This is a genomic window from Natronosalvus amylolyticus, from assembly GCF_024298845.1.
Lineage (GTDB): Archaea > Halobacteriota > Halobacteria > Halobacteriales > Natrialbaceae > Natronosalvus > Natronosalvus amylolyticus.
The window spans coordinates 2,037,418-2,054,177 of record NZ_CP101156.1; the positions used below are offsets into that span (position 1 = coordinate 2,037,418).

Here is a 16,760-nt window from a genome sequence, read left to right on the forward strand (position 1 = left end):
GAGCCGAACCGATGGATTCGGGTCACAGGTCGACGGCTGGGAAGGGACTATGTCGTCACGTATCGACGACGACAATCCGTCCGCGTCGACAAAAGCGGAAAAGGACACCGGAGGCGAGACAGCCTCACCGCTAGCACCCGTATGGACCGTATGGCCCTCCCAGTCGCGATGGGGTGGCGACACCTCCTGTTTGCCAACTGGTCGATCGACCCGGTCCGCCTCGCCCCGCACCTGCCCGACGCTCTCGAGGTCGACACCCACGACGGGGAGGCCTGGCTTTCCGTCGTTCCGTTCTACAACGTCGACGTTCGGCCGCGAGGACTGCCCGCGTGGACCGGGTTCGAACTCCCCGAACTCAACCTCCGAACGTACGTTCGCCATCGCGGACGCCCCGGTGTGTACTTTTTCAGCCTCGATGCCGAGGGGCTCGTCGGTGTCCTGGGTGCACGCGTGCTCCATCACCTGCCGTATTACAATGCACGAATGTCGATCCGAGAACGCGCCGGAGAGATCCACTTTCGAAGCCGGCGCGTACACCCCGGTGCTCGCCCAGTCACGTTCACCGCGTCGTACGAAGCGACCGGCGACCCCTTCGAGGCAACGAGCGACCCGCTCGCAAGCTTTCTCACCGAACGCTACCGGTATTTCACCGAAGACACCAACGGAGCCGTTCGCTCAGCCGAAATTCGACACGAACCCTGGAACCTCCAGGACGCTCGAGCCACCATCGAAGCCGACCAGTTGTTTCGAGCAAACGGCTTCGAACCGCCGGTCGAGGAGCCACTGCTGTACTATTCTCGGGGGCTGGATATCACGGCGTCGCGAAATCGCCGTCTCGAGTGATCGAATCCCTACTTGTCACGCAGGACTTTCCAGACCAGCGAAAGGTCGCTCAGACCCAGGAGCTTCATGATCGCTCGTTTGTTGCCGTTGTTCGCCTTTGCGAGCGTTTCCTCGTCGTATCGGTTCAGGTCGGCCATCAGTTTGTCGTAGCGCTCGTTCGACGCCAGATACAACAGGTGGGTCATCAGCAGTCGCGAATCGATGTTCGGCGCGACATCGCGATGCCACAGCGTGTCGTACACCTCGAGGTTCGCCGCCGTCGGCTTTTGTCGGCCGTGTTTGAGACAGCGGTCGACCGCCGTCGCCGCCGCCCGTCCCGACTTCATACACGTGTGAATCCCCTCACCCCAGAGCGGGTCGACGGTCGGGACGGTGTCCCCGATAGCCATAAACCGGTCAGTGTGCATTTTGCCAGGTGGCTGGATGTGCGCCGAGCCACGGTGTTGGCGGCCCTCAATGCGTTCGGCGTCGGCAAAGCGCGGGTCGTTCTCGAGCCAGTAGCCGAGATAGTCGTCGATGCTGAAATCCGACCGGCCGTGTTCCTGGTGGCTCTCGTTTTGGATGTAACAGACGCCGACTTTGGCCGTATCCCCGCCCGTGTGGAAGATCCAGGAGTACCCACCGGGCGCGATGTCGTGATCGAGACGCAACATCATCGCGTCGTGTAAATCGGCGAACTCCGGATGATCGATGTCGATCCCCTCGAGTTCGAACTCGATCCCGATGGCGTGGTTTTCACGTTTGAGGTCGCTCACACCGAGTTTCTTCGCCAGCGGCGCGGCCGGCCCCGTCGCGTCGATGACGACGTCGGCATACACCTCCTCGTCGCCGTTGTAGGTGACGCCAACCGGTTCATCGTTCTCCACGATCGGAGCCGTCGCCCGCGATTCGAATCGGTATTCGGCCCCCTCTTCCTGGCCGTCCTCGACCAGAAATCGCTTGAATTTGGCGAAGTCGAGAACCGCACCGGGTTGTTCGCGAACGTAGTACTCGTTCGGCGACTCGAGGACGACCGTCTTCGTATACTGCTGGACGACGTCGTCCGGAATTGCGAACGAGGACATCATCGACGGAAACGTCCCGGCCGTCGACTTGTTCGATTGTTTTGGGAACTCATCCGCCGCTTCCGTCTCGAGGACGACGACGTCATACCCCCGCGATGCGAGATCACGGGCACACTGTGCACCCGCGGGACCAGCACCCGCGATAACCACGTCGTAATCTTCGTTCATAACCCACAGAGTGTACTCGAGCATTATGAGTATACCCAGTTGGCATCGAGCGGCCTGTTTTGTAGGAAGAAGCCTCGAGGAACGTAAAATAGGACGTTTCGCCGACAGTAGCCGCGACGACGGCCGTCAGTCTCGGCCAACACCATTGTCGGAACTGGACTTGGCCTCACCGACGAGCAACTGCCCAACCGCCTGGGTCCGCGTGGTCAACGTGGTCGTCGTCCTGGAACTCGCCTGCAGGGAGGCGTTGATCGTCCCGTACAGGTCGTCGAACCGAACCGACCCGTCGGAGTCGCGCCAGTCGTCCATAACGGGGATCGTCCGATGACACGTCGAACACGTCGTTTCCGTTTGATCAGTCGGATCGAGAGGCGAAAAACACCCGTGACATCGGCCCAGACCGACGATAACGAGTTCGGCTTGCTCGAGGACCTGTCGAAGTTGGTCCTGTAACGTCGACGCCGTCGTACAGAACGCCTCGAGCCGCGAAGCGAGGTCCGAACCAGCCGACGACGGAGCGATGGGGCCGATCGCGTCGCCGTCAGCCACATCCTCGACGTTCGCGAGCGTCGCGTCGACGGACTCGAGAACCACGAGCGCGTCCAGTCTCGCATCGACGTACTCGGGGTGCTCTCCATCCTCGAGCGACGCGGGAATCGTCGTCGCAAGCGAACCAACCGACGCGACAGCTGAAATCGCCTCGCTCTGGTGTTTCGTCACGTCCCGGATCGTCTCGAACAGCGCGGCCGATGAGTCGATCCCACTCTCGGGTCGTTTGATCGAGCCGTAACAGTCGTCACACAACGTTACGAGGGAACTCTCGTGCACCGTCCCCTGAACGGGGATGTCGCCAACCGCCGCCACGCGGAGATCTCCCGGCTCCCGCCCGCCCCCACAGTGACGGCACGTATACTCGTCGCGTTCGAACACCGCCTCCCTGTCGGCGTGCCACTCTCGAGCGTCGGAATCCACGACGTATCGGTCACGCTGGTGGGTCAAAAACGCTCCGGCTGGCTGGACGGCCCCGGTACGTCCAGTACCGTCGAACCAGATCACCGACGCAGCGTCTCGAGATCCGCCGGCCAGTCGTACTCGCTGTAGGTGAGCGTCGGCGTCGCCCCAGGGGGTACCACGTCGTACCGTTCTAAAAACGCCAAAATTCCGCGCTTCCCGCCGAAGTCGCCACGGTACCATAGAAACAGTCGGGGCACCTCGAGTACGTCTCGACCACGGTCGTATCTGACGTTCTCCTCGAGGAACCACTCGGTTGCAATCTCGAGTTCACTATCGACGTCGGCGGGCGTGTAGACCGTTACCGGCGGCGCGTGTTCGCTGCCGGAACTGAGGGCGAAGTGGATTCGTGGGTCGACATCCTCCAGACGGAACTGCCGCTCGAACGAGGAGGGAAACGGGTCCGGCAGATACCCCATTCCCCAGGGGTGTTTCGAGCCACGAAGCAGCCCGTGTTCGATGGTATCGAGACTGAGCCAGATCCCGGCAACCGGCACGCGATCGCCGGCAAAAAACCGCCACCGGTCGAGTAACCCTCCCTCGAGCAGCGACGGGTGTTCCTCGAGCAGGATCTGCACGTAGGCGTTGTAACAGTTGAGCCAGAACGCCAGCTTTCCCTCACGGCTCCCCAGGGCCCGCTCGAGACGCCGTCGCTCGAGTGCCGCCAGCTCCTCGCGCAACGCGACCGAGTCCCCATCGGTTTTCACCGAATAGAGGAGATCAGCCGAGATCGTCAGCGGGTCGAGCTGTGTCGACATACACCGACTCTAGGGCAACCACGGTCTTGAAGCCGTTTGACCGACGAAGCCGACAGTCACAGGGATTGTTGTGACTGATTGTCGGTCAGCGACGGATCGAGTGGTCGCTGACCACGACAACGAACCCTCTCAGTGTTGGAAAAACGTCTGGCGGCCGATAATCGGTCAAAAAACCGAAACTGCAGCGTTAGGAGAACTTGCGGTAGGCGATGAACAGTCCGCCAACGATGGCGACACCGACGAGCACCGTCGTCGTGTCGATGCCCGAGGACGACTCACTGTCCTGAACCTGCTCGAGGTACGACTGGACGGCTTCCTCGTCTATCGATGGGAAGTCACGGTCCCACTCGCCCGGCAGGTGAACCTCGGTGTCCGGACCAACCTGGTCTTTCTCGCGGACCTCGGCTTCGTCTGCGTTCTCACCGACGTAATCCTCGAGCGTGATGTAGAACGTCGTCACGCCGTCTTCGGTCTCGGCGTGGACCCCGGTTATCGTCTCACCGTCGTCGGTTTCGAACGGGACACCGTCGAGTGCGGTCATGTCATCGAAGGACATCGCCGCCTCGAACTCCATCTCCTCGTCCGTCGCCGACATGCTCATAGCCGCGATTTCGAAGTCGGCTTCACGGAAGTTCTCGATCGCCGTGAGCATCTCGTCGTCAGCATACGGGTCGTTCTCGATAGCCGTCTCGAGTTCGGCGAGCGCCTGCTCGAGCATAGCCTCCTCACTGGATTCGAAGTCGTAGGTCAGTTGCAGTTCGTCACCCACGAGTTCGGCGTCCATGGTGAACTGCGTTTCAGCGGCGAACTGCTCGACGCCACGGTCCTCGAGTTCGCTGACGTATGTACCCCAGTTCTGGGTATCCATCGACGCGCTGAACTCGACGAACGTTTCGTCGGGTCGTTCTCCGGCGTACAGGCTCATCTCGGTCGTCTGGACGAGGTCAGCGGCCTGCTGGGCTTCGATCACCGCTTGCATCTCGTCGAACTGGTCGGCGAGTTCGTCGTCGACATCGTCGAGCGAGTCCGCGATTTCGACGACACCCAGCACGACCTCGTCGTAGTTGCTGAATTCGACGTTCCACTCAGCGTTCACCTGCGTTCCGGAGGCCTCAGCGGAGAGGTACACTTCGTCGATCTCGAGGGAAGCGAGGCGGTCAGCGAGTGCCTGGGCCTCGTTCTGGTCGAGGTCGAGTTCGGGGTCGTTCTGGAGTTCCGCCGCGATCATCTCCTGGACCTGGGTCTGAATACCGTCGAACCGGACGGTGTACTCGAGATCGACCGTCGGCATCTGGCCGCTATCGTCGAACGAGTGTGACTCGAGCGTTACGTCAACCTGTCCGCCGAGCATAATCGCCTGCTGACGGTACTGGTCTTCCAGACTCTGTTTCGCTGCCTCCTCACTTTCCCACGCCTGTGGCTGGTAGACCGTCCGTTCCTCACTTACCTCCAGGTCGTAGGAGTCACCGTCCTGCGTAAGCCGCAGTTCCATGCCGCCAAACTCCTGAGCAGCCATCTCGTTCCCGGTTTCAGCGGTCATCGTCCCGCTCGAGGAGAACGTCGTTGCCGTCGTCTCGGTCGTCGCCTCGAGGTCGACGGACTGTTCTTGCTCGACCCAGTTGTCGGTCGACTCGACGAACGTGAAGTCGATGTTCGAACTGGCACTCGAGGACGTCTGTTCGATATCCGCGCTGAAGTCGAACGTCTCGAGATCCTCGGAGTCCTCCATATCGTAGAAGGTCAGATCGGCGGAACTCGCGACCACGTCGGGCGTCATGTGCATGGACATGTCACCGGTCATGCCGAGTTCTTCAGCCCCATCCTCGTCCATCTCCGAGAAGTCAGCGGTGTACAGCGCATGCATCAACCCGGTCTGGGTCTCGAGGCCGAACGAGCCGGCCAATGCCTGTGCGTCGGGGTCGTCACTGTGATCTTCCTCGTAAACGAGGACCGCGTCACCGCTCTCGTACACGTACACTTCGTCCGCCTGGTCAACGTCGCCAGGCGCCACTTCCTCCTGTGTCGACTCGAACGTCGACGGACCGGCACCGAAGGCCGCTACGCCCATGCTCGCGACGACGAGCAGCGCAACGAGTACAGCACCGATTTTTGTAGTTCGCATGATACTGATAACTAGAACACTTCGGAAGTATAATAGTTTCTGTGGCCACGAGTCGACATGTGACACACCAACAAGGCCATCTTGCGGGCGGTGGCCAGCGTCGTCGATTGGCACCGCAATTCGTCGCCCTTTTGCCCGCTGAACCCGCAGAACAGACCAGCCAATGGCTCGCTACCACATCGAAACCTACGGCTGCACCTCGAATCGTGGCGAGAGCCGCGAAATAGAGCGACGCCTCCGTGATGCGGGCCACTACCGCGTCGACGGCCCGGAAGCCGCCGACGTCGCGATTCTCAACACTTGTACCGTCGTCGAAAAGACCGAACGGAACATGCTCGAGCGAGCGGCCGAACTCAGCGAGGAGACGGCAGACCTGCTCGTGACCGGTTGTATGGCTCTCGCCCAGGGCGAGTCCTTCGGCGACCTGGATGCGCAGGTACTCCACTGGGAAGCGGTCCCCGCCGCCGTCACGAACGGTGAGTGTCCGACGACGACCCCCGACGCGTCACCCGTTCTCGACGGGGTCGTCGGCATCTTGCCGATCGCCCGCGGCTGTATGTCGGACTGTTCGTACTGTATAACGAAACATGCGACCGGAAAAATCGAGTCGCCGCCGATCGAGGAAAACGTCGAGAAGGCGCGTGCACTGATCCACGCCGGTGCGAAAGAGATTCGCATTACAGGCCAGGATACCGGCGTCTACGGCTGGGACACCGGCGAACGGAAACTGCACACGCTCCTCGAGCGAATCTGTGCCATCGAAGGCGAGTTCCGCGTGCGCGTCGGGATGGCCAACCCAAAAGGCGTCCACGGCATCCGCGAGGAACTGGCAGGAGTCTTTGCAGCCAACGACAAACTATACAACTTCCTGCACGCACCCGTCCAGTCCGGTAGCAACGACGTGCTCGGCGACATGCGCCGCCAACACCAGGTCGGAGAGTACCTCGAGATCGTCGACACGTTCGATTCGGCGCTCGAGGAGTGGACGCTGTCGACCGATTTCATCGTCGGCTTTCCGACCGAAACCGACGAGGACCACGAGCAGTCGATGGAACTCATTCGCCAGACTCGACCAGAAAAGCTCAACGTCACCCGGTTTTCGAAACGACCGGGCACGGATGCAGCCGATATGAAGGGACTCGGCGGAACGATCAAAAAGGAGCGCTCGAAAGCGATGTCGGCGCTCAAGATGGACGTCGTCGGAGACGCCTACGAGTCGATGGTCGGCGAACTTCGCGAAGACGCTCTCGTCGTCGAAGCGGGTACCGGCGATTCGGTCAAATGCCGAGATGGCGCCTATCGACAGCTGATCGTTCGCAACGCGGGCGAGTACGGCCTCGAGCCGGGGGAGTTCGTCGACCTCGAGGTGACGAGTGCGAACACAGTCTACGCCTTCGCCGAACCCAGATAAGTGTGGCTGCGTCCCCTCCCAACCGTCGACCGATGAGTGAAACCGGCAACCGTAATCCGGTTTCACCCATCAGTTCAGGCTCGAGACAGCACCGAGTGATGTGTCACGCCTGAACGAGTGAGTCGAAGCGATAGCGATTGTCAGATTCGGCTCACCAGTCGGCGCTCGACCGAGCGCTGGCCGCTGGTCTGGCTACGTGTCTTCGAATCGGAACTCGACCGCCTGTGCTTCGTCCGGAACGTGTGCGCCCTCGAGGTCGGCGAACGCATCGTGGAGAAGATCGTACGTTTCCTCGAGGGCCTCGACGATCACCGAGGTGTCGCTCAAGACGGGCATGAAATTGGTGTCACCCTCCCAGCGCGGGACGATGTGCGTGTGCAGGTGATCGTCGATTGAGCCCCCCGCCCCATCACCCAGGTTCAAGCCCGCATTGAAGCCGTCTGGCCGGAGTCCAGCCTCGAGGGCCTCGAACGTCCGCTGCTTCAAGCGGCCGTGGTCGAGGAGTACCTCGGCGTCAAGTTCGGCATAGTCACCGGTGTGGACGTGCGGAATAACCATGACATGCCCGGGGTTGTACGGGGCGTTGTTGAGGAGAACGAACGCATGTGTGCTCCGCGCGACGAGGAGATTTTCTCGGTCGGCCCCCCACTCTGGCAGCTCGCAGAAGACGCACGACTCGACCTTCGGGTTCTTGTCTTCGCGTCTGATCCACTCGATACGCCACGGGGCGAACACCTGATCCATACCGAGCGTTCTCGAGGCAGCGGCTTATATACTGTCGACTGCGATCGACCGCGACCGTCTCGAAAGAGCCACACGCAAAATGTAGTAAAACCAAATTAACACGCTGTCACGAAATTCAATTTTTCGTGAAATAATCCAGCAGAAGCGATAATAAACAGTAAAAAACCCTTAGAGACGCCTATACGACCACCGCGGCCCCGTCTGGTGATTTTGTCAACTCATTGCTCGAAATGAAGCAGGGATTTAATAGCTACCTCGCTAGAAGACATATCAATGGCAACGACAGACAACTCATTTAATGGTCTGACCGAGTACTGTGAAGACTGCGAACTGGATACCCTCCACGAAGTGAACGTGCAGATCCGTACCGAGAGCCTGAAGAAAGAAAACGCCCAATTCTCCCGCGAGCCCTACCGCGTGACCGAATGTCAGCGCTGTGGCCACCGCTCGAGCCAGCGGATGAACAACGCGTAATCCCCGCAATCGACCTGCGAGCTACCCCAGCTCGGTCGAGGCCGTTTGTTGCCCTCTCTTTCGATTCGTTCAGCGACTACCGATCTCGAGTCGTCACTTCACAACCGTCTTCAGTGACGATGATCGTGTGTTCTTTCTGACTCACCAGACAGCCGTCGTCTTCTTTCAACACCGGATAGCCGTGGACGACGTTCTTGCGTTTGAGTCGGCGTAGCGCCATCTCCGGCCGGTCGGTCTCGAGCCATCGCGTCGCAAACGGCAGCGTCCGAAACTCCTCGGTGATCTGGTCGAGAGCAGCCCGAGCCTGTCGGTTTCGTACCGAGGCCTCGCGCTCGAGCGAGTAAATCTCCTCGCTTGCACCCTCCGTGACCTTGCCGCCGCCGTCGGTGGCGAACGGTTCGATGGCAACGACGTCACCGACCTCGAGCGTTGCGCCCTGCGCGACGGCGCGGTTCGGAATGTTCGGCGTCGTGTGTTGTTCCCAGTGACCCAGACCGTGACCGGTGAGGTTGACGACGGGGTTGTAACCGTAGCCGTCGATCACGTCTTCGATTTCCGCGCCGATATCGCCGGTGTTGACGCCCGGTTCGACGATGTCGATAGCCGCCTCGAGTGCCTGTTCGGAGGCCTCGGCGAGTTCCGGGTTGCCCGAGAGGTCGACGGTGATAGCTGTATCCGCGAGCCAGCCGTCGATGTGAACGCCGATATCGAGGTTGATCATCTCCTCGCCGAACACCGAGTCGTCGTCGACCGACGGCGTTCTGTGGGCGGCCTCTTCGTCGATCGAGATATTGACCGGAAACGCCGGTTTCCCGCCGAGTTCCCGAATTCGGTTCTCGGCGTATTCGGCCACCTCGAGGTGGCTCACCCCGACCTCGACCCGGTCAGCGGTTTCCGCCCGAACCTGGGCCAGAATCTCACCGGCTTCGCGGTGTTTTTGATACTGTTCCGCCTCGAGGTCGATTTCCGTCTCGCTCATACGTCCCCTTGTAGCGGTCGATAAAAAGAGATTGCGTCACGGTCTCGGGTCCGTCCGCGGAGGACCCGTTCGAACGACGTCGTTCACTCAGGGTCGAATCCGCCAGCCAGCACGTTCAACCCGAACAGCACGCCGGCACCGACTACGAGCCAGCCTGTCGCGACGAGGAAGGCTTCCGTCGACCAGGCCTGATCCTCGGCGATAGTGAACATCGGTGCCGGCGTCGAACCGGCGATCAGGCTCACCAGAAAGACGAGCGTGAGGTTTCGCCGCCAGTCGAGTGCCCGACGAACCACTCGAGCGACCGTCAACAGGCCGACGACGCCACCGGCGATAAACACGACCACGGTGGTACCCGGACCGACCAGTGCCTCGAGCGAGCCACCGCTGGTGAGCGCGGCAAGTCCCGACAGGAAGGCGCTCAGTTCGCCCGAGAGGTAGACGTACTGCCCGAGCAGTATCAGGAATAACGAGCCCGAGATGCCCGGCAGAATCATCGCGCTAATCGCCACGATTCCCGCCACGAACACCATCCACAGTCCAGTTGCCGGAAACTGGATGACGTTTGCCCCGACCAGCAAGGCGAACGAGATTGCGGACACCATCGCGAGTACCTCCACTCGAGTCGCGATTGAGACACTCCGGTAGAGGACGACTGCTGACGCGCCGATGAGCCCGCTGAAAAACGACGCGAGCGCCAGCGGGTGTGAGTTCGCTATTGCCGTCACAGCACTCGCGATGATGGCGACGGCTGTCACCATTCCGGCACCGAGCGGCAGCAGAAATCGGAGGTCCATCTCGAGCAGACTTTCGCGCGCCGTGCTGCGGTATGTCGGCTGTACACCCCGGAGAACGGCCCCCATCCGAGCCGGTGTCAACGCCGTGATCGCCGAGAGCAGCCGTCCGTAAAAGCCGAGCAACAGAGCAACGGTTCCGCCGGAGACCCCCGGCAAGGCATCCGCCGTCCCCATACAGAGCCCATATCCGTAGACGCGCAGGAGGGCCAACCCCTCGAGTACTCGCGTGTCGTGTTCGTACCCCATCTGTTATCGATGCCTCAGCCGACCCCACAACAGACAGTTCGTACACGAGAGGGCAATCCAAGCGAAATCCGTGTTCATGTCACCTCCTGCTTGATCCGCAGTCTTAAATTAGGGCCTTTCGTCGCAGGGCGTGGAATATCGACTCGACCAACTCACGGGCGGGACCTTTTTCTCATCTCGGCGGGACATCCCGGTCGATGGCAATGGATCTCGAGTCGATTCCGGGTGTCGGCGAGAAGACCGCCCGCGCACTGAGCGACCTCGAGGACCCGGAAGGGGTGCTCGAGCGTGGCGATGTCGCCGCCCTGGCCGACGCACCCGGCATCTCCGTCGGCCGGGCTGCACGCATCGCTCGCGGCGCAATCAGGGCACGACACGACGACCCGGGAGGCTTTCTCGCGACGAATCGAGCCAGAGAGATTTATCGGACGCTACTCGGTTTGCTCCAGGAACGAACCGTCACGAACTACGCTGCATACCGCCTCGAAACGCTGTATCCGAGCCCCCGTCGCTCGCGAATCGAGGAGAGTCAGACCTTCGTTCGGACGGCCATCGAACGGGAACCGAACGACGCCGTCCTCGAGGCGCTCGAGGGTGTCGAACCGCTCGAGCGACCCGGCGACGTCGCCGTCCGCGACCGCTGTCTCGCGACCACGGACGCCGAACGGTACGCCGAAGCACGCGAGGCGATCCCCGAACTCTCCGTCGAAGTCGTCGAAGACGCCCAGGGACTGGCCGAACTCGCCCGCGGCTACGCGACCGTCATCGCCATCGACGAATCGTTCGCCGGCGTCGAGGTGAGCGGTGACGTTCGCGTGCGTCCAGACGCACTCGAGGAGCCGGCAGACGTCGTTCCGGAACGCCCGCTGGCGTTTTTCGCCCGCAATCGCGAGCGGCTTCGCGCCGCTATCCGCGCCGCCCGCGCGCTCGAGGGCGACTCGCTTCCGGATACCGAGGTGGACCTGTCGGCGCTCGAAAACGGCCTCGAGCGACTCGAAGACGACGGTTCGGTCGCCGGCGACGACGAACTCGACAGGCTCAGCGTGGCCGTCGACGACCTCGATGCCGTCGTCGGGATGAGCGAAAGCGTCGCGAACGACCGGCTTCGGGACGCCATCGAGCGACAGGACGTCACCATCGAAGGTGCCGACCTGCTCTCGCTGGTCGAACGCGGCGCTGGCGTCGACTCGCTGCTCTCTCGAGAGCTCGCCGACGAGTACGCCGACGCCGTCGAGGCGGCCCGCGAACACCTTGTCGAGGTGCTCGACCTCGATACCGGCGAAGCAGAACTCGCCCGCCGGGTGTTCGGGGACGAACCGACCTACCCCGTCGAACGGGACGAAAACGCCTGCTCACGCCTTCGAGAGGAACTGGTCGCGGCTCGAGACCGTCGCGCTACCCGGTTGAAACGCGAGTTGGCCGCCGACCTGGCCGCCCAGCGCGAGGGGGCAACGGCGCTGGTTCGAAGCGTCCTCGAGGTGGACGTCGAACTGGCGATTGCCCGATTCGCTCGTGACTTCGACTGTACGCTCCCGAGGTTCGTCTGGGAGGAAGCGGACACGGGGGAGACAGCTGGCGATACGGCAGGCGGCTTCGGGTTCGCCATCGAAGGCGGACGCTCCCCCCTGCTCGAGGAACCGCTGGACCAAATCGACCCGGTCGATTACCGCGTCTCGGGCACGACGCTGTTATCCGGCGTCAACAGCGGTGGCAAGACCTCGACGCTCGACCTCGTTGCGAGCGTCGTTATCCTTGCCCACATGGGACTGCCCGTCCCCGCAGACGAGGTTCGTATCCAGCGCTTCGACGACATTCACTATCACGCCAAAACACAGGGCACCCTCGATGCGGGAGCGTTCGAATCGACCGTCAGAGAGTTCGCAGACCTCGCAACTGGCAGCGACGGCTCGCTCGTGCTGGTCGACGAACTCGAGAGCATCACCGAACCCGGAGCGAGTGCGAAGATTATCGCCGGTATCCTCGAGGCGTTGACCGAAAACGGGTCGACAGCTGTATTCGTCTCCCACCTGGCCGGCGAGATTCGGGACGTGTCGACAGCCGACATCGCGGTCGACGGTATCGAGGCCGTCGGCCTCGTCGACGGCGAGTTGAAAGTCAACCGGTCGCCCGTTCCCGACCACCTCGCCCGGTCGACACCCGAACTCATCGTCGAGAAACTGGCCGGCGAGAGCGACGGCGATTTCTACGACCGACTGCTCGAGAAGTTCGAGGACGAGGGTTAGTTCCTCGGAACACCAGTCACTGACTCCGCTACCAGTACTCCTCCAGACACCAGTCACCACTGCCTCGAGTCTCGCGTTCAACGAGCGTCCGACTGCGTGGCGGATGGTTCGGGGCTCGAGTGGCCCTGCCCGGAGGTGGTGTCGTTTGTCGGCGGCCCCGATTGTGGCGACGCTGTCACAGTTTCCGGCCCGGACGTGCTGGTGGCACCTACGGGCTGGTCTGTGGCCGTGGATCCGGTAGAAGGACTCGTTTGCGCGGATTGTGATGAAGATGTGGCTGTGGTGGGTGGAGAGGGAGTGGCCGTATCGCTCGAGACGGCCGTGGAACCGGAGCCGAACGCTTGCAGACCCCGATAGCCACCGAGGGTAACCAGCCCGCCGGCGAGGGCAGCGACGTACAGCCCGATTTCGGGGGAGACGCTGACGTGGTTTGCGGGCTGGCCGACGGCGAACACGTTCTCGAGGGAGGTGTAAATGATACCCAGTGAGACGAGCGAGATGCCACCGGCGGCTGCGGTCACTTTCGCCTCGTAGGGTCGCCACTCTCGGAAGTAGACCATCCAGAGGGCGACACAGCCGGTGAGCGGGGCGCTGTAACCAATGCCTGTCAGTCCGTTCGAAGACATTGACGTCTCGAGGACGTCGATAGTCGCCCACGGGAGGAAAGCGCTCACGATGAGGAGGCCGCCACCGATAGCGGCCAGCCGTTTGTTCGGGTCGGTCGGTAACGTGCTCATTGGGCCACGCTGGCCGCGGGTTCGTATATAAAGTCTCGGCGGAAGACGGGCGAATTCGGCCCCGAAACCCGACACACCGCAAACAACTAAGTGGTCTCGAGAGCGTGGTGAAAGTAATGACAGGGGACTCCGGAGAGGACATGCTGTCGTGGGACGAGTCCGTGTTTCGCAACGAGCACGTCTTCGAAATCGACTACGTTCCGGAGACGTTCCGCCACCGCGAGTCCCAGATGCAGAGTTTGACCTACGCGTTGCGGCCGGCAGTTCGTGGCTCTCGGCCACTGAACGTGATGATCCGTGGGCCACCCGGAACGGGGAAGACCACGGCCGTCCAGAAACTGTTCGACGAAGTCGGTGCTCAGACGCGAGACGTCCAGACCATCCGGGTCAACTGCCAGGTCAACGCAACCCGATATGCCGTCTTCTCACGACTGTTCGAGGGCAGTTTCGACTACGAGCCACCATCGTCGGGCATCTCGTTCAAGAAACTATTCGGGCAGATCGCCGAGAAACTGGTCGACGACGACCGAGTCCTCGTTGTCGCCCTCGACGACGTCAACTACCTGTTTTACGAGAACGAGGCCTCCGATACCCTGTACTCGCTGTTGCGCGCCCACGAGGAACATCCCGGTGCGAAAATCGGCGTCGTCGTCATCTCCTCTGACCCCTCCCTCGACGTCATCGACGAACTCGATACCCGGGTTCAGAGCGTTTTCCGACCCGAAGACATCTACTTCCCCGTCTACGACCAGCCCGAAATCGTCGATATCCTCCGCGAGCGAGTCACCCGCGGCTTCCACGACGGCGTCGTCGCAACCGACGTCCTCGAGCGAGTCGGGGGATTGACCGCCGACAGCGGCGACCTCCGGGTCGGCATCGACCTCCTTCGACGAGCCGGCCTCAACGCCGAAATGCGCGCCAGCAAGACCGTCGAACTCGAGGACGTCGAAACGGCCTACGAGACATCGAAGTACATCAATCTCTCCCGGAGTCTCAACAGCCTGACCGACAACGAGGCCGCGTTGCTCGAGGTGTTACTCGAGCACGATGGCGCACAGGCCGGCGACGTCTACGACCGGTTTCGCGAACGGACCGACCTCGGCTACACTCGATACTCAGAGATCGTCAACAAACTCGACCAGCTCGGTCTCATCGACGCTGATTACGCCGAGATCGAGGGCCGCGGACGCTCTCGAGCGCTGACGCTGGCGTACGACGCGGATGCCATAGCCGACCGCCTATAGGCGTCGGCACCGACGCCGAAGCGTCTTTGTGAGTGACGAGCCCCCCGTTGTTTTCGAACCTGCTCGCATTGATCATCAGTCGCGGACGCATATAGCTGACAAACGTCCACAACTCATGCATATTTCGTCGTGAAAACCGACCATCAAGACGAAAAATAACCAGACAAAGAGAATATTGCTCGAGTCGATACGAACGTCTACAGGCGTGGCGTAAACCCCGTCGATGAGCGACGAGGAGCCGCCGGCTGGCTGGACGGTCGAACAACGTCGACAGTACACGCCCGCAGACAGCGACCGTGAAATGGAGTATCGAACCTACCGTCACGACTCCGGTGACCTGCGCGTTCGGGTCGCACCCGCCTCCATCGACGGCGAAGATAGACCGGGGTATGCGATTACGACGACGACGTATCCGGGTCTCGAGTTTTCGGAATCGGAGACGATCCGTCACGTGCTCAGGTTCGAGGGATGTGACGACCTCGCCAGACGGTTTATGAAGTTGTTCGAGACCCAGTATTCCGGGACCGATACCTTCGATGCGGCTCTGGAGTACGCTACTGACCGTACCCGAGCGTCGGCGGCACACGAGTCGGGCTGACCGGTCCAGCCGGTCACTCGGTTTGGATCTCGACGAACCGAACTTCGATAGTCACGTCGGCGCCGACGCGTTCGCGTAACTCGCTCGCAATCGGCGGTCTTTCGGCCCCCGGTTCGATGCCGACAGTCACCACGACACGGTCGGGACTTGCCTGTAACGGGTTGTCGTCGCGTTCGGCCTCGAATTCGATCATGGTCAACTCTTCGTGCTCATCGAGGATCGCCTCCGTCTCCTCACGGATAGTTTCCTCCTCGAGGGCCCCCTGATAACTCGCGTAGGTGACGCCGCCGAGAAAGAGCGAAAGGACGAGGATAACACCGGCAAGTACGGCGATTCTGGTGAGGGTTTGCATCCGTGCATCCGACGCGCGAAACCACGAGTCAGGTCGGTACCCCTGATACCACAGCACGGCCAGCGCGGCCATGTTGATCGAGAGGACGTTGACCAGGACCAGAATTCCTGACCCGAGCGCCAGTGTGGGCTCACCCCAGGCGATACCGATACCGACGACGGCGGCCGGCGGAATCAACGCAACGGCGATCATGACGCCTACGAGCGCGGCCGAAACCCCCGTCGAGAGGCTCAGTGCACCGGCGACGCCCGCCCCGAGTGCGATGACGAGCGCCAGAAAGTCCGGTGCCAGCCGCTCTCTGACCTGCTCGATCGAGAGGACGTCGATTCCCGGCGGGACGAGATTTGCAAACTGGACGATACCAGCGAAAATCGCTGCGCTCGCGATGGCACAGCCGACCCCGAGGGCTTGCAAGGCGACTCCACGAACCCTGAGTTCGTAGTCGTCGATGACGGTGCCGACGCTGGCCGCAAGCGCGGGCCCGACCAGCGGCGCAATCACCATTGAGCCGACGACGACCGCGGCCGAGTTGAGCAACAGTCCGGCGGTCGCCACGAGTGCGCTGACAACGGTCAATACGACGTAGTTCCGACGGGCCGGCAACAGTGCATTTGCACTCGAGCGCAGTTCCTCTCGAGCGATTCGCTCCTCGCTCGTCTCTTCCTCGTACCGTTCTTCGAGTTCCTCGAAATGGGCCGAGACGACCGTATTGGCCTCCAGAACAACCGTGATCGCCTCCTCGTTCATCCCGAGAGCCTTGAGCTTGTCCATGACTGGTTCGACTCCCGCTTTCGGGAGTGGGATGTAGGCGACGGTTTCGTACTCCCGGTCGCTCGTCTCGTCGGTGAAGGTGTAATCGAAACCCTCCTCCTCGAGGAGCCGGCGAACGGTGTCGCGTTTGCCCGTCGGAATCGTGATCTGAACCAGTCGCACGAGTGCTCACACGAAGGGTGAGGCGAAAAAGCCTGT

The 16,760-nt window shown here is 61.7% G+C and carries 15 protein-coding genes; 6 read left to right on the forward strand and 9 right to left on the reverse strand.

Annotated elements, in window-relative coordinates; all coding sequences use genetic code 11:
- Window positions 1–150: 150 nt before the first annotated feature.
- Window positions 151–843 (forward strand): YqjF family protein, encoded by a 693-nt coding sequence (locus tag NLK60_RS09685; protein WP_254807593.1) that lies wholly within the window; start codon window positions 151–153, stop codon window positions 841–843.
- 8 nt (window positions 844–851) lie between these two features.
- Here the strand turns inward: NLK60_RS09685 and NLK60_RS09690 are convergent, their stop codons facing one another.
- The 4 genes from NLK60_RS09690 to NLK60_RS09705 form a co-directional block, all read right to left on the reverse strand.
- Window positions 852–2,075 (reverse strand): digeranylgeranylglycerophospholipid reductase, encoded by a 1,224-nt coding sequence (locus NLK60_RS09690; RefSeq protein WP_254807594.1) that lies wholly within the window; start codon window positions 2,073–2,075, stop codon window positions 852–854.
- A 126-nt stretch (window positions 2,076–2,201) separates the two neighbouring features.
- A complete protein-coding gene (locus NLK60_RS09695; RefSeq protein ID WP_254807595.1) occupies window positions 2,202–3,131 on the reverse strand; it encodes an HNH endonuclease in 930 nt (309 codons plus the stop codon).
- A complete protein-coding gene (locus NLK60_RS09700; protein ID WP_254807596.1) occupies window positions 3,128–3,844 on the reverse strand; it encodes a DUF547 domain-containing protein in 717 nt (238 codons plus the stop codon). The genes NLK60_RS09695 and NLK60_RS09700 overlap by 4 nt, the downstream gene beginning before the upstream one ends.
- Before the next feature lie 187 nt (window positions 3,845–4,031).
- A complete protein-coding gene (locus NLK60_RS09705; RefSeq protein ID WP_254807597.1) occupies window positions 4,032–5,966 on the reverse strand; it encodes a hypothetical protein in 1,935 nt (644 codons plus the stop codon).
- A 163-nt stretch (window positions 5,967–6,129) separates the two neighbouring features.
- On the opposite strand from NLK60_RS09705, the gene NLK60_RS09710 reads away from it, so the two are divergent.
- Window positions 6,130–7,377 carry a tRNA (N(6)-L-threonylcarbamoyladenosine(37)-C(2))-methylthiotransferase gene (locus NLK60_RS09710; RefSeq protein WP_254807598.1) on the forward strand — a complete coding sequence of 416 codons (1,248 nt, stop codon included), beginning with the start codon at window positions 6,130–6,132 and terminating at the stop codon, window positions 7,375–7,377.
- Window positions 7,378–7,569: 192 nt separating this feature from the next.
- On the opposite strand, the gene NLK60_RS09715 is transcribed toward NLK60_RS09710, so the two are convergent.
- On the reverse strand, window positions 7,570–8,121 hold the full coding sequence (locus tag NLK60_RS09715; RefSeq protein WP_254807599.1) for an HIT family protein: 552 nt from the start codon (window positions 8,119–8,121) through the stop codon (window positions 7,570–7,572).
- 273 nt (window positions 8,122–8,394) lie between these two features.
- Here NLK60_RS09715 and NLK60_RS09720 point away from each other — a divergent pair, with 273 nt between their 5' ends.
- Window positions 8,395–8,595 carry a DUF7835 family putative zinc beta-ribbon protein gene (locus tag NLK60_RS09720; RefSeq protein WP_254807600.1) on the forward strand — a complete coding sequence of 67 codons (201 nt, stop codon included), beginning with the start codon at window positions 8,395–8,397 and terminating at the stop codon, window positions 8,593–8,595.
- A 76-nt stretch (window positions 8,596–8,671) separates the two neighbouring features.
- Here NLK60_RS09720 and map read toward each other — a convergent pair whose 3' ends face one another.
- Window positions 8,672–9,574, reverse strand: coding sequence for a type II methionyl aminopeptidase (gene map, locus NLK60_RS09725; RefSeq protein ID WP_254807601.1), 903 nt, complete (start codon window positions 9,572–9,574; stop codon window positions 8,672–8,674).
- Between the two features lie 83 nt (window positions 9,575–9,657).
- Window positions 9,658–10,617: a DUF368 domain-containing protein gene (locus NLK60_RS09730; protein WP_254807602.1), complete on the reverse strand. Its 960-nt coding sequence runs from the start codon at window positions 10,615–10,617 to the stop codon at window positions 9,658–9,660.
- Window positions 10,618–10,820: 203 nt separating this feature from the next.
- Between NLK60_RS09730 and NLK60_RS09735 the strand changes: the two genes are divergently transcribed.
- Window positions 10,821–12,860: a MutS-related protein gene (locus tag NLK60_RS09735; protein ID WP_254810458.1), complete on the forward strand. Its 2,040-nt coding sequence runs from the start codon at window positions 10,821–10,823 to the stop codon at window positions 12,858–12,860.
- A gap of 77 nt (window positions 12,861–12,937) precedes the next feature.
- Here NLK60_RS09735 and NLK60_RS09740 read toward each other — a convergent pair whose 3' ends face one another.
- The gene (locus NLK60_RS09740; protein ID WP_254807603.1) at window positions 12,938–13,597 is read right to left on the reverse strand and encodes a hypothetical protein; all 660 of its coding nucleotides are present in this window, start codon (window positions 13,595–13,597) and stop codon (window positions 12,938–12,940) included.
- A gap of 116 nt (window positions 13,598–13,713) precedes the next feature.
- On the opposite strand from NLK60_RS09740, the gene NLK60_RS09745 reads away from it, so the two are divergent.
- On the forward strand, window positions 13,714–14,841 hold the full coding sequence (locus NLK60_RS09745) for an ORC1-type DNA replication protein (protein ID WP_254807604.1): 1,128 nt from the start codon (window positions 13,714–13,716) through the stop codon (window positions 14,839–14,841).
- Between the two features lie 223 nt (window positions 14,842–15,064).
- Window positions 15,065–15,439: a hypothetical protein gene (locus NLK60_RS09750; protein ID WP_254807605.1), complete on the forward strand. Its 375-nt coding sequence runs from the start codon at window positions 15,065–15,067 to the stop codon at window positions 15,437–15,439.
- Between the two features lie 13 nt (window positions 15,440–15,452).
- Here NLK60_RS09750 and NLK60_RS09755 read toward each other — a convergent pair whose 3' ends face one another.
- Complete coding sequence (locus tag NLK60_RS09755; protein WP_254807606.1) at window positions 15,453–16,724, reverse strand: TIGR00341 family protein; 1,272 nt, start codon at window positions 16,722–16,724, stop codon at window positions 15,453–15,455.
- Between the last annotated feature and the right edge of the window lie 36 nt (window positions 16,725–16,760).

Bases quoted from the DNA above. Each gene is read 5' to 3' on its own strand.
- NLK60_RS09685 (WP_254807593.1), top strand. From the start codon at position 151: ATGGCCCTCCCAGTCGCGATGGGGTGGCGACACCTCCTGTTTGCCAAC.
- NLK60_RS09690 (WP_254807594.1), bottom strand. From the start codon at position 2,075: ATGAACGAAGATTACGACGTGGTTATCGCGGGTGCTGGTCCCGCGGGT.
- NLK60_RS09700 (WP_254807596.1), bottom strand. From the start codon at position 3,844: ATGTCGACACAGCTCGACCCGCTGACGATCTCGGCTGATCTCCTCTAT.
- NLK60_RS09705 (WP_254807597.1), bottom strand. From the start codon at position 5,966: ATGCGAACTACAAAAATCGGTGCTGTACTCGTTGCGCTGCTCGTCGTC.
- NLK60_RS09710 (WP_254807598.1), top strand. From the start codon at position 6,130: ATGGCTCGCTACCACATCGAAACCTACGGCTGCACCTCGAATCGTGGC.
- NLK60_RS09715 (WP_254807599.1), bottom strand. From the start codon at position 8,121: ATGGATCAGGTGTTCGCCCCGTGGCGTATCGAGTGGATCAGACGCGAA.
- NLK60_RS09720 (WP_254807600.1), top strand. From the start codon at position 8,395: ATGGCAACGACAGACAACTCATTTAATGGTCTGACCGAGTACTGTGAA.
- map (WP_254807601.1), bottom strand. From the start codon at position 9,574: ATGAGCGAGACGGAAATCGACCTCGAGGCGGAACAGTATCAAAAACAC.
- NLK60_RS09730 (WP_254807602.1), bottom strand. From the start codon at position 10,617: ATGGGGTACGAACACGACACGCGAGTACTCGAGGGGTTGGCCCTCCTG.
- NLK60_RS09735 (WP_254810458.1), top strand. From the start codon at position 10,821: ATGGATCTCGAGTCGATTCCGGGTGTCGGCGAGAAGACCGCCCGCGCA.
- NLK60_RS09740 (WP_254807603.1), bottom strand. From the start codon at position 13,597: ATGAGCACGTTACCGACCGACCCGAACAAACGGCTGGCCGCTATCGGT.
- NLK60_RS09745 (WP_254807604.1), top strand. From the start codon at position 13,714: ATGACAGGGGACTCCGGAGAGGACATGCTGTCGTGGGACGAGTCCGTG.
- NLK60_RS09750 (WP_254807605.1), top strand. From the start codon at position 15,065: ATGAGCGACGAGGAGCCGCCGGCTGGCTGGACGGTCGAACAACGTCGA.